The sequence below is a fragment of the Pseudoalteromonas sp. Isolate3 genome, from assembly GCF_022398505.1.
GTDB classification, from domain to species: Bacteria; Pseudomonadota; Gammaproteobacteria; order Enterobacterales; family Alteromonadaceae; genus Pseudoalteromonas; species Pseudoalteromonas apostichopi.
The window spans coordinates 33,843-45,941 of the sequence record NZ_JAKEVN010000012.1; the positions used below are offsets into that span (position 1 = coordinate 33,843).

Here is a 12,099-nt window from a genome sequence, read left to right on the forward strand (position 1 = left end):
GGTGTGTTGATTCATTTTGGCGTAATTTTTTATTATTCAATGTCACATAATTCAACAGTATAGCTTAGTTTTGTTGAGTTACAGTGACTGTAGTGTCATTTGTGTATGACATGGAAAATTAGTAAAAATACCATCTACGCCATACTCTAGCATTAATTCGATATCTTCTACTTTATCGACCGTGTAAGCATAAACTTGAAGGCCGCGTTGTTTTGCATCAGCAACAAATTCATGGTTTATAAAGTTTTTATCTACATGAATGCTATAGGCATGGAGTTTTTGCGCAAACTCGCTGTAATTAATAGGAATAGAAGCGGTAAGTGCGCCAATCTTTACCCAAGGCAGTTTTTGCTTTAGCCACATCAGTTGGTGATGATCGAAAGAAGAGACTAACAGGTTATCCCTAGAAATTTTCCCGGTACTGACATTTGACTCAATAAGCTCAACAAACTTGTCTAACGAAAAAGTATGTTTGAGCTCTAGATTAAGTAGGGTTTTATCACCAACCCAATCGATTGCTTGCTGTAAAGTCGGCACACATTCGCCATTTCCTGCATCGTATTGCTGAATTTGCTCTTTTGAGCAGGCGTTTACTTTACCGCGACCTGAGGTTGTGCGATCAAGCCAAGTGTCATGAATAATCATGTAATCATCAAGGCAGCTTTGCACATCAATTTCGATACCATCTACTGCCAAGTCTACAGCGGCGATAATGGCGCTCTGGGTATTTTCTGGGTAGGTACCACTGGCACCTCTGTGAGCGAAAACTTTCATCATTGCTTATACCTGCGAGTCACTGACCATGTTTCATAAAAAGCGGCACTAATCACCAGTGCGCCGCCAATAAGAGTGCTAATTGAAGGTTGCTCATGCAAAATCAAAAAAGCGAAAAACGTACCGTATAGAGGTTGCAAACACGATATCAAACCAGCGGTTGAAGCTGATAAGTTTTTTAAACTTGCTGCAAACAGTGAATGCGGTGCTGCTGTAAAAATAACCCCTACAGTAATTAATAACAGCCAATTAATTGTATCAACTTGTAATGGCGGCACTTCTACAAAGGCGCATAACATAATGCAGGCGATCCACGTTTGATAAAGCATGGTTTGTGGGCCACCATATTGACTAAAATAACGCTTGTGAACGATATTCCTAAAAGCAAAAAAGAACGCTGATAATATACCAATTGCAATTCCTAAGGTTACATCATTGCCTAAGCTGGCATCAGGAATAAGTAAATAAATACCCAGCATCACCACCAAGGCGCTAAAAATATCCTTGAGCTGCGGTTTGCTGCCATGAAAAAAAGGCTCTAAAAACACCGTGATAACAGGGTAAGTAAAAAAGGCAATCATACCGACAGCAATACCTGCCAATTGCATGCCTGCAAAGTAGGTGAGCCAATGAATTCCGACAGTTACACCAAGTAATAAGGCTATAAGATAATCACGACGAGAGTGAAGCTTGATGGCTTTCTTTTGCAATGCGAGTAAGACCAGTAGCGCACAGCCTGCAATTGCTGTTCGGTAAACGGTAATATCTAATGCACTCAGGCTAACCAGCTTGGCGAATAATGCAGTACCACCAAATAGGAGTACTGCAATGTGTAAGTACATTAGGCTTTGTTTGTGCGCCTGCATTACAAACCTTATTATTGTTGTTATTAACTCTCTTTTTAACGGTAATCCTTTACTTTGTAAACTCCCCAAATGGGCTAATCCATTCGTTTAGTTCCAATATTTCCAACCTTGTAAGTAATAGTGCAGCACATTTGGCTCATCAAGTGTCGATACTTTTTCATTGCTAGCGCTAATGTCTGGAGTAAAAATAAACAGTTGTGCGTCATTTTCAGGGCGGTAATAGCGGGTGTTAACAGGCAATACTTGGTGGTTGCTACACATTAAGTTGCAAGCCATAACAAAGCCCCATTCACCAAAAGAAGGCACATTCAAGTGATAAGGCAAGGTATGAGCAAAGCCTGCAGCACTGAGCGTGTTGTTGATAGACCAAAATGCCTGTTTCGCAAAAAATGGACTGGTAGCTTGGGTTACCACAATACCGTTATTTAGCATTCGTGTTTTTACCAGTTGATAAAACTGCTGGCTATAAAGCCGTGCTAAATTGATTGCTTTTGGATCCGGTAAATCAATAAAAATAATATCGAACAGCTGTTCGCTTTGCTCAATAAAGACATAGGCATCTTGATGAATAACAGTCACTTTAGGGTCACTGAGTGAGTGCTTGTTAAGTGTTGTGAGGTTGTGATTAGTTTGCGCAAGCCTAGCGACTGCTGGGTCTAAATCGACGAGGGTAATAGACTCTACTTGCGGGTATTTCAAAAGTTCTCTCGCTGCTAAGCCATCGCCACCGCCTAAAATGAGAATACGTTTGGCATTACCATGGCGCACCATAGCGGGATGAATAAGCGCTTCGTGATAGCGATACTCATCAATCGATGAAAACTGTAAGCCACCGTTTAAATAAAGCCGAATATCATTTTTATGACGAGTCAGTACAATTTGTTGGTAGGGCGTTTGTTCTGAGTGTACAACACGGTCATCGTAGATTTGGCTTTGCCAAAGATGGGTGAGCTGTTTACTGGCAAATAAACAAAGCACCAATATTGAGCTAACTAAAACAAGAGTGAGCCTCAGTACTTTTCGACGGTTTGGGCTGATATGGTCGATAAAGTACCACAGCAATAATAGCGCAATACTCAGATTCATTAAGCCAAAGCTTAGGGCTGTTTTAAAAACCCCAAGCCAAGGTAAAAATAAAAAAGGAAACAGTAACGTCGCGAGTAGTGCACCAAAGTAGTCAATAGATAACACGTTGGCGAGGTTTGCTTTTAGCGCATAATGTTTTTCCATTAGGCGACTTAAAAGCGGAATTTCTAAGCCAATCAAAACCCCTATTAACGTGGTGAGTAAAATACTAATTGCTTGCAGTGGTAAGCCAAACGCATAACAGAAATACAGTAATGGCACACTCAAGCCGCCAAGTAGTGCAAGCAGTAGCTCAAAACCAATAAAATACACCAGCAATGGCTTATCAGGCACAAAACGCGAAAAATAAGAGCCAACTCCCATTGCCGCCATATAGACGCCAATTGTCAGGGAAAATTGGGTGATGCTATCACCCAAAAAGTAGGCACCGGTAGTTGCAATCAGTAGCTCATAGATAATAGAGCAAAGGCCAGCAACAAAAATACTAAACAGTAAAATGTGGCTTTCGCGAATTGATTTATTTACCACCTGGGCCGCCTCGTGAACGGAAACCTGCACTACCAATACTTTGTTCACGTAATTGTTTATCAACGCTTATTGTGAGGTGGTGATAGGAGTAAACTTGCCAATCTTGCTCTTTGTCACCTTTGCCATATGCCAAGAAAGAAAAGAAGAGCACGGGGGCTAAAAACAGTAAGACAATAGGCCAAACTGAGATACGTGATTCCATTGCTTTTATAGCTTCAGGATTTAACTTATTGATTGGCTTATAAGTGATATCAGTTCCTTCACGCTTTGCCTCTAAACGATGCAGCATTACAAACAGCGCTACACCACCAATAAAACCAGAAATCCATAACAGCGGTAGCATGAAATTGCTGTTACCTTTGATTGGGATAATACGAAATGTATAGCTGAAATGTTCGGCACGTTTATTTGGGCCGAAAGTACTGCTGACGTAGGCGCTATATTGTCCCTTTTTAGGGAAGTGAACATCGTGGTGAGTATAGTCACGGTACTCAGTCCATTTACCATCTGAATCGTGTCCGGTTTCAGCCCAAAGTTCATCAGAGTAACTAAATAAATAGTGACCATCAGGGTCAAAAATTTCGATATCAATGGCTTTCCATGAGTTTAAAGGCAGTCTGCCTTTTATTTCTAAGCGCATCATTTGGCCATCTTCTGGCACTGTAAATAGGTAGGCTTTGTCTTGTCCGTCGTAGTCTTTAAAGTTGCCATATTGGCCACTAATAAGTGGCGCTTGTAGATCTGCACGTATCACTAAGCAAACAACAAATGTGATAGCGGCAATTATAAAAAGCTTATAGATGTTCATCCATTACTCCATAAATAAGCTTAAATAGCGATAGTGATGATAACAGCTACACAGATTGCAATGCTGCTTTCAATAACCGCAACAGCAGTGTTTTTGTCGTGCATTGCTTGGTCGAGCGAAATTTTGCTAAAGATAATTTTATCAACGAGGTAACGCACAATTGGTAAAATTAAAAAGCCAAATAATGCGTCAATAAAGAATAAGCTTAAGCTCTGTTGCCAAGTATGAAAGCCACCAATGAGCGCATGACACAAGATAATAGCTAACGCCAACATGGTGCCAGAAAAGCTAAGTGCAACGGCTTTGTTGCCTTTTTCGAGCTGTTCATGAAGATTAAAAGCAGTGAGGTGATCATAGCCTTTGGCAAAAATGATCAGCATTAGTTGCCCTAAAAAGTAAAACACAATGGCCGATAACCAGGTGCCTTCTCCGGTTAATGCGCCACCAATAATCAGTGCCGCGGCCATATAGTTTGCCGCTTGTACTAGGCCTACAGCCTCGTTTTGTTGGTTAATTAATTGCTCTTGGTTACAGAACAAACGCAGCAGTAATTTGTCATTTAAAATACGTGAGCAAGTCAGCAGCACCATACCTAATACGCTGTACAGTGATACATTCATTAAATCACTTAGCAAACCTTGGCTAGGTCCAGCTAAAACAAAGCCATAAATAATGGTAATTGCCCCTAAGTAGCCGCCAATAGATAAACCTAAAGCACTGTTGGCATTATCGGTTAACTGGCTGGTGGTGTTATAAGGGGTCGCTAAATTATACGATAGCTTTGCAAGGGCGATGATTGCAATGAACAGACCAATGTAGGCGCTGTTATAGGCCATCGTTGCGAGGTAGTGGGTTAAGTTAATATCCATATAATTATGTTAGCTTGTTGTTATTTTCCGAAAATATTAACACAGAGTGTTTGTTGCAAAGAATATCAAAGCTTCATTTTTGGCAGAATTAATCAATTTCTTAAAAGTTTCATAGCTTTTGCCTGTCTCATTGTTAGGTTATGGGTTAAAATAACAACATAACCAACTAACAAGATAGTGAATGTCAAAACAGGATCCCAATCTCAGTCGAGAACAAGAAAAGTACGAAAACCCCGTCCCTAGCCGTGAGTTTATACTTACTCACTTAGAATCTCGCGCCAAACCAGCAAACTTCACGCAACTTTGTGATGAATTACAAGTGAATGATACAGAGCGTCAAATTGCGTTTAAACGTCGTTTACGTGCTATGGAGCGCGATGGTCAACTGTATTTCAATAAGTTTAAATGCTACGCGTTGATAGATGAATCAGGCCTTGTTAAAGGCAAGGTCATTGGTCATCGTGACGGATTCGGCTTTTTAGAAGTTGAAGGTGAGAGTAAAGATTGGTTTATCGCAAAGCACCAAATGAATATGGTGTTGCACGGTGACATTGTGCTTGCTAAAGGCAATCGTAAAGGCTCAAGTGGTAAATGCGATGCACGTATCATTAAGGTACTGACCAATGAACGGGCCCCGATTGTTGGTCGCTATTTTGTTGAGCATGGTATTGCTGTTGTCGTGGCAGAAGACCCACGTATAACGCAAGATATTATGATACTACCGGGTAGTGAAAATGGCGCGCGCCACAACCAAATGGTGCAGGTGCAAATTACCCAAAACCCAAGCCGACATATGAATGCGGTAGGCAAAGTCACTGAGGTACTGGGTGAGCACTTAGCACCGGGTATGGAAATTGAAGTTGCACTACGCAATCACGATATTCCCCACGTTTGGCCAGAAGCGGTTGAAAAGCAAGTTGCTCATTTAGGTGAGTTTGTTGATGAACAAGCAAAGCAAGGTCGCGTTGATTTACGTGACTTACCGCTAGTTACAATCGACGGTGAAGATGCCCGTGACTTTGATGATGCCGTTTACTGTGAGCGCAAACCATCAGGTGGTTGGCGTTTATGGGTAGCTATTGCCGATGTGTCGCACTACGTAGGTATGAATACGCCTCTGAATAAAGAAGCGATTGAACGTGGTAACTCAGTTTATTTCCCTGAGCAAGTTATTCCGATGCTGCCAAAAGTGCTATCGAATGGCTTGTGCTCATTGAACCCAGAAGTTGACCGTTTATGTATGGTTGCTGAGATGACGGTGTCAGAAGCGGGTAAGTTGTCTGGGTATAAATTTTACGAAGCGGTGATGAATTCACACGCTCGTTTTACCTACACTAAAGTGAATGCGATTTTACAAGGCGATGAAAAGCTGCGTGAAGAGTACGCCCAAATGGTGCCACATTTAACTGACTTACAGCAAATGTACATGGCACTTAAAGCTGCTCGCCAAGACCGTGGTGCGATTGAGTTTGAAACCTTAGAAACGCGCTTTGTGTTTAATGCACATCGTAAGATCGAATCAATTGTGCCTGTGGTTCGTAATGATGCACACAAACTTATCGAAGAGTGCATGATTTTAGCGAACGTATCGGCAGCACGTTTATTAGAAAAGCACGAGGCGAGTGCGCTTTATCGTGTACATGATGAACCAGATGCTGAAAAGCTTGGCTTTTTCAGAAACTTTTTATCAGAGCTTGGCATCGAAAGTGCGATTTCTGATGAACCAACACCAAAAGAAATCACCCAAGTGTTGGCAAAACTAGGCGACCGCCCAGAAGCTGAGCTTATTCAAACCATGTTGCTACGCTCGATGAAGCAAGCGGTTTATCAGCCTGATAATATTGGCCACTTTGGTTTAGCTTTACCGGCCTATGCGCACTTTACATCACCTATTCGTCGTTACCCTGATTTGGTAGTACACCGTGCAATCAAAGCAGTGCTTAAAGCACAAGGTCAGCAAACATCCGGTGAATATGCATACACTGATGACGAAGTTGATATTTTAGGTGAGCAGTGTTCAACCACTGAACGCCGTGCAGATGATGCAACTCGCGAAGTAGCTGATTGGCTCAAATGTGAATATATGCAAGACCATGTTGGTGACGAATTTGGTGGGGTGATCTCATCGGTGACTAACTTTGGTTTATTTGTGCGCTTAGACGACTTACAAATTGACGGTATGATCCATGTAACCAATTTAGGTAATGAATACTTCCACTACGATGGTGCTAAGCATTGCTTGATTGGCGAACAAACACATACCGTTTATCGTTTAGGCGATAAAGTAACGGTTCAGGTTTCATCTGTAAGTCTTGATGAGCGACGCATAAATTTAGTGTTAGCCGGTGAAGCGCAACAAGACCGTTATGCGCGTCGTCGTAGTGCATCGTCAAAACCAAGTGTTCGTGCACAGCTTAAAGCAGGTAAAATTCCTGGTAAAAAAGCACAATCTAGCCGCCCTGAGGCAAAATCAGGCGACAAAGAGAACGAAAAACGTGGCAAGTCTTCTCCTTCTTCTAAAGGGCGAAAAAAGCCCAATAGTAAACAAGCTGATGCTGTAAAAGCTGGCAAGAAGAAGAGTAAGAAAAAAGCCACCAAAAAGGCAAAAAGACCGGGTAAGAATGCCCGCAAACAAAGTAGCCGAGGAGCAAATAATACGTGAGTAATGAATTAATTTTTGGTTTTCACTCAGTTGAAGCAATATTAGCAAAAGAGCCTGAGCGCTTTTTAGAAATATACGCTTTAAAAGGGCGTGAAGATAAACGTTTAAACCCGGTTATTGACCAAGCACGTAAATTCGGTATTTCTGTACAATTTATGCAGCGTAAAGCGCTTGATAACAAAGCAAATGGTGAGCAGCACCAAGGCATTATCGCTAATGTAAAAGCAGCGCGTATGTATAACGAAAAAGATCTTGATGAGATCATAGCCCGTGAAGAAACGCCTTTCTTATTGGTGCTTGATGGCATTACTGATCCGCATAATTTAGGTGCATGTTTACGTAGTGCTGATGCTGCTGGCGTACACGCGATCATCGTTCCTAAAGATAAATCTGCAAAACTCAACGGCACAGCGCGTAAAGTAGCGTGCGGTGCAGCCGAAACAGTGCCATTGGTACAAGTCACTAATCTTGCGCGTACGTTACGTGAAATTAAAGACGCAGGTGTCTGGGTTGTTGGCACTGCCGGTGAAACTGATACTGAGTTATTCGATGCAAATCTAACTGGGCCAATGGCTGTTGTTATGGGGGCAGAAGGTGATGGTATGCGCCGCCTTACTCGTGAGCATTGTGATCTATTAGTTAAAATCCCAATGGCTGGTTCGGTATCTAGTTTAAATGTGTCAGTTGCGACCGGTATTTGTTTATTTGAAGTGTTACGTCAGCGTAATGCAACGCAAATCTAACTACCGCGAAAATTTCAGACACAAAAAAAGCCGATGATACATCGGCTTTTTTATATCTAATAGTTTAGATTAGATTTTTGCGAAAGCGCCTTGTAGTGGTGGTACTACTTGCTTCTTACGGCTTAATACGCCATCTAACCAAACGCGACCATCTTCTGATTTAGCATCATAGGCAGCTTCGATTACTGATACGTCATCAGACGAAATTAGCATTTCTGAGCCTTCTTTCATGATATCAGTTAACAGTAGTAATACTGAGTGTCGACCGCCTTCTTCTTTAAGCTTTGCGATGTCAGCTTCAAGGTCTGCTTTGATTTCATCAAATACAGCAAGGTCGATAACTTCTAGCTGGCCAATACCTACTAGCTTACCGTTCATGTTGAAGTCTTTAAAGTCACGCATAACTAAATCACGTGCTGGAGTGCCTTCAACAGCTGATTTAACCTTGAACATTTCCATGCCAAGCTCTTTGAAATCTTCGATGCCAGCGATTTCAGCAAGTGCTTCAACACACTTGATGTCTGCCGTTGTACATGTTGGTGATTTAAAGATCACAGTGTCGCTTAAGATAGCGCATAACATGATGCCAGCGATATCTTTTGGAATTTCTACGTTGTAGAAGTCATACATCATTTTGATGATAGTGTTTGAACAACCAACTGGGCGGATCCAACACTCAAGTGGTGTTGACGATGTTAAGTCGCCTAGTTTGTGGTGATCAACAACACCCACAACACGTGCTTCATCGATGTCATCAGGTGCTTGTGTTTTTTCTGTGTGGTCAACAATATAAACGTCTTCGCCTGCATAGCTAAGTTTTAGCTCAGGTGCTTCGAAACCGAATTTATCTAGAATAAATTGTGTTTCAGGCGATACTTCACCTAAACGCGTCGGGATCGCAGGTTCATTGATCTGGTTTTTTAAGTAAGCAAGCGCAATTGCACCGCAAATTGAATCTGAATCAGGGATCTTATGACCCACTACATACATTGACATTGACGGAACTCCTTTAAATTTGGCGGATATTTTAGCAAAGTATCGACAGATTGATACATAACAGACATGAAATTTTGTTGATCAATTACAACTGCCAATTAATGCCCTTTTTGGTTACACTTTAAGATATTGAAAACTGAGGAAGATACTGATGCGCTTGAGCCGAAAAGCATGGAATAATGTGGTGATTATTTCGATGCTATTGATGATTTTTTTCTTCAATGGCCTCCATAAAAAGCTCAATACACAGCCCGTTGAAGAAGGAGTACAAGCATTACTCCCAGAGCAAAGCTTCATTTTGGCAATGGCCTTTCCAGAATTAAAAATTGAGCGTATCGGCACCTCTTGGCGTAGCCAATCACTGCACGAAACCACATGGCAAGGCGATGAGCAGCAGCTCGAGCAACTTGTTGAGCTGTGGCAGCATCAGCAACTAACTATTGCCAGTCTTCCTGTTAGTAAAATTTCACAGACGTCGGCTGATTATGTTGCTTCAGTGTGGTTAGCCGGGGAGCAGTTGCCTGCAGTGTACCAATTGTACAATATAGATCAGCAATACTATTTATTAGATAAGCGATTACAACGGGTATTTGAGCTTGAACAAGCTGATGCAGCTAAGTTATTTCCGTTATATCCGTTTTAAGAGAGTCACAGATGCCTGAATTACCAGAAGTTGAAGTTAGCCGTTTGGGAATAACGCCGCATGTGCTTAACCAAACAGTGACCAAAGTAAATATTCATAACGCCAGTATGCGTTGGCCAGTGCCTGATGATGTATATCAATTACAAGGACTTAAAGTTACTTCAGTGGAGCGCAGAGCAAAATATTTATTACTTGGTTGTGAGCTAGGTAGTGTAATTATGCACTTAGGTATGTCGGGTAATTTACGTGTTGTGGGTGCTGATGAACCATTAAAAAAACACGATCATATTGAATTTATTTTAGCCTCCGGTAAAGCATTAAGGCTGAACGACGCGCGTCGATTTGGCGCTTGCTTATGGCAAGCGCCAGGTGAATGCCATACTTTGCTGACCAAGCTCGGACCAGAGCCGCTAACAGATGAGTTTACTGCAAAGCGTGTTTACGAGCAGTCTAGAAATAAAAAAGTACCTATTAAACAGTTTGTTATGGATAACGCTGTGGTGGTTGGCGTGGGTAATATCTATGCCAATGAGTCGTTATTTAAGGCTGGAATTCATCCTAAACGAGAAGCTGGCAAGGTGTCTTTAAAGCGTTATCAGCAATTAGTGCCTATTATTAAAGAAACACTTGCTGCAGCTATAACGCAAGGCGGCACAACGTTAAAAGATTTTGCCCAAAGTGATGGTAAGCCTGGTTATTTTGCCCAGCAATTGCTGGTTTATGGTCGTAAGGGTGAGCCATGTGTAAATTGTAAAGAACCATTAAAAGAAATTAGATTGGGACAAAGATGCACAGTGTATTGTTCTAATTGTCAAAAATAACAATGAACCCTTCATCTATGTAGTATTGCAACAGGTAGCAAGATAGAGACAGGCTTAAGGAATGAGAAGGTTGTATGCTATTAAACAAATACGTCATAGGATGTGTGTACTTGGCGGCACTGGTAGGTTGCTCTAAAGAACAACCTCAAGTTATCGTTGAAGAAGTGGTCACTGCTGAGGTTAAGCAGTTTGATGTGCCTCTGTATGGGAATTACGTGGCACGCACAGATGCTTCGCTTGATGTTGAAGTGCGAGCGAGGATTACTGGTTTTGTGCAAAGCGTTGAGTTTGTTGAAGGTAGCTGGGTAAACGAAGGTGATTTACTCTATACCATAGATGATAGGCCTTACCGGGCTAAGCTTAATCGCGTTAAAGCTGCACTACAAAAAGACCAAGCGGCGCTTGCTAAAGCAAAGCGAGATGTTACCCGTCTAAAACCCCTTTACGAGCAAGACGCAGCAAGCCAACTCGACTATGACAATGCAATTTCTATTCAAGAGCAAGCGCAAGCGTCATTATCAGCAACCCAAGCTGAACTTGAAGAAACTAAGCTAGATTTAGAATATACCCGTATTACGGCACCAATTAGCGGCATGGTTGGCAGCTCTGAAGCCGATCTTGGTGCTTTGGTCGGCAGTAATGGTATTTCACTCCTTACCACCATTCAGCAAATAGACCCTATTTTCGTTAATTTTAATATGTCGGCACTTGATTACTTGAATGCCAAGCGGCGCATGACCAGCATGATGGAGCAGCTACAAGCCGAGCAAAAGGGCAAGGCGCTAGAAGGCTTTGTACGTATTTCTTTGCCTGATGGCAGCGAGTATCGATATTGGGGCGATGTGAGCTTTACTGATCCTAAAATCAGCCCTAAAACTGGTACTTTCAAAGTTCGGGCAAAACTGCCTAACCCAAACAGTGAATTGCTACCTGGGCAATATACAAAAGCACGCATTAAATTATCAGAGCTAACTGATGCTATAGTCGTTCCTGAGGAAGCTACACAAGTAGAACAGGGCGGTATTTATGTGATGGTCGTGCTTGATTCAGGTGAGATAGAGCGGCGCTTTATTGTCGTTGAACATTACGGTGAACAGGGAATTGTTGCCAGCGGTGGCTTGAGTGCTGGTGAGCAAGTAGTGGTTAAAGGTTTGCATCGCATTCGCCATGGCCAGCAAGTTAAAGCTATTTCTTTAGAAGAGTTTGAAAAACGCCAAATAACGCCTAACACTGACAATATTCCACTGGCGCCAGATAAACCAAACAAACAAGATGATGAAAAAAATCAGCAGGGAGCTTAACT

General features: G+C 42.0%; 11 protein-coding genes. 5 read left to right on the top strand and 6 right to left on the bottom strand.

The window, feature by feature from the left end; translation table 11 throughout:
* Positions 1–78: 78 nt before the first annotated feature.
* The 5 genes from L1D46_RS04495 to L1D46_RS04515 all read right to left on the bottom strand — a co-directional run bounded on the left by L1D46_RS04495 (position 79) and on the right by L1D46_RS04515 (position 4,931).
* Complete coding sequence (locus L1D46_RS04495; protein WP_130050566.1) at positions 79–777, bottom strand: glycerophosphodiester phosphodiesterase family protein; 699 nt, start codon at positions 775–777, stop codon at positions 79–81.
* Entirely contained in the window at positions 774–1,640 is an 867-nt protein-coding gene (locus tag L1D46_RS04500; RefSeq protein ID WP_130050567.1) for a DMT family transporter, read from the bottom strand. The genes L1D46_RS04495 and L1D46_RS04500 overlap by 4 nt, the downstream gene beginning before the upstream one ends.
* Positions 1,641–1,727: 87 nt before the next feature.
* On the bottom strand, positions 1,728–3,254 hold the full coding sequence (locus L1D46_RS04505; protein WP_239976905.1) for a polyamine aminopropyltransferase: 1,527 nt from the start codon (positions 3,252–3,254) through the stop codon (positions 1,728–1,730).
* Positions 3,244–4,062 carry a hypothetical protein gene (locus L1D46_RS04510; protein WP_239976907.1) on the bottom strand — a complete coding sequence of 273 codons (819 nt, stop codon included), beginning with the start codon at positions 4,060–4,062 and terminating at the stop codon, positions 3,244–3,246. The genes L1D46_RS04505 and L1D46_RS04510 overlap by 11 nt, the downstream gene beginning before the upstream one ends.
* A 20-nt stretch (positions 4,063–4,082) precedes the next feature.
* Positions 4,083–4,931 carry a DUF350 domain-containing protein gene (locus L1D46_RS04515; RefSeq protein ID WP_239976908.1) on the bottom strand — a complete coding sequence of 283 codons (849 nt, stop codon included), beginning with the start codon at positions 4,929–4,931 and terminating at the stop codon, positions 4,083–4,085.
* Between the two features lie 181 nt (positions 4,932–5,112).
* Here L1D46_RS04515 and rnr point away from each other — a divergent pair, with 181 nt between their 5' ends.
* Positions 5,113–7,593, top strand: a complete 2,481-nt coding sequence (rnr, locus tag L1D46_RS04520) for a ribonuclease R (RefSeq protein WP_239976909.1) — start codon at positions 5,113–5,115, stop codon at positions 7,591–7,593.
* Positions 7,590–8,336: a 23S rRNA (guanosine(2251)-2'-O)-methyltransferase RlmB gene (rlmB, locus tag L1D46_RS04525; RefSeq protein ID WP_054561023.1), complete on the top strand. Its 747-nt coding sequence runs from the start codon at positions 7,590–7,592 to the stop codon at positions 8,334–8,336. Before rnr ends, rlmB begins: the two co-directional genes overlap by 4 nt.
* A gap of 69 nt (positions 8,337–8,405) precedes the next feature.
* Here rlmB and L1D46_RS04530 read toward each other — a convergent pair whose 3' ends face one another.
* On the bottom strand, positions 8,406–9,332 hold the full coding sequence (locus L1D46_RS04530) for a manganese-dependent inorganic pyrophosphatase (protein ID WP_130050571.1): 927 nt from the start codon (positions 9,330–9,332) through the stop codon (positions 8,406–8,408).
* 151 nt (positions 9,333–9,483) lie between these two features.
* Here L1D46_RS04530 and L1D46_RS04535 point away from each other — a divergent pair, with 151 nt between their 5' ends.
* The 3 genes from L1D46_RS04535 to L1D46_RS04545 all read left to right on the top strand — a co-directional run bounded on the left by L1D46_RS04535 (position 9,484) and on the right by L1D46_RS04545 (position 12,097).
* On the top strand, positions 9,484–9,975 hold the full coding sequence (locus L1D46_RS04535) for a hypothetical protein (protein WP_178927414.1): 492 nt from the start codon (positions 9,484–9,486) through the stop codon (positions 9,973–9,975).
* Between the two features lie 11 nt (positions 9,976–9,986).
* Complete coding sequence (gene mutM / locus L1D46_RS04540) at positions 9,987–10,796, top strand: bifunctional DNA-formamidopyrimidine glycosylase/DNA-(apurinic or apyrimidinic site) lyase (protein ID WP_239976910.1); 810 nt, start codon at positions 9,987–9,989, stop codon at positions 10,794–10,796.
* 74 nt (positions 10,797–10,870) lie between these two features.
* Positions 10,871–12,097: an efflux RND transporter periplasmic adaptor subunit gene (locus L1D46_RS04545; protein WP_239976911.1), complete on the top strand. Its 1,227-nt coding sequence runs from the start codon at positions 10,871–10,873 to the stop codon at positions 12,095–12,097.
* The last annotated feature ends 2 nt before the right edge of the window (positions 12,098–12,099 follow it).

Coding starts and splice junctions, on each gene's coding strand:
- L1D46_RS04500 (WP_130050567.1), bottom strand. CDS start 1,640: ATGCAGGCGCACAAACAAAGCCTAATGTACTTACACATTGCAGTACTC.
- rnr (WP_239976909.1), top strand. CDS start 5,113: ATGTCAAAACAGGATCCCAATCTCAGTCGAGAACAAGAAAAGTACGAA.
- L1D46_RS04535 (WP_178927414.1), top strand. CDS start 9,484: ATGCGCTTGAGCCGAAAAGCATGGAATAATGTGGTGATTATTTCGATG.
- mutM (WP_239976910.1), top strand. CDS start 9,987: ATGCCTGAATTACCAGAAGTTGAAGTTAGCCGTTTGGGAATAACGCCG.
- L1D46_RS04530 (WP_130050571.1), bottom strand. CDS start 9,332: ATGTCAATGTATGTAGTGGGTCATAAGATCCCTGATTCAGATTCAATT.
- L1D46_RS04515 (WP_239976908.1), bottom strand. CDS start 4,931: ATGGATATTAACTTAACCCACTACCTCGCAACGATGGCCTATAACAGC.
- L1D46_RS04510 (WP_239976907.1), bottom strand. CDS start 4,062: ATGAACATCTATAAGCTTTTTATAATTGCCGCTATCACATTTGTTGTT.
- L1D46_RS04545 (WP_239976911.1), top strand. CDS start 10,871: ATGCTATTAAACAAATACGTCATAGGATGTGTGTACTTGGCGGCACTG.
- L1D46_RS04495 (WP_130050566.1), bottom strand. CDS start 777: ATGATGAAAGTTTTCGCTCACAGAGGTGCCAGTGGTACCTACCCAGAA.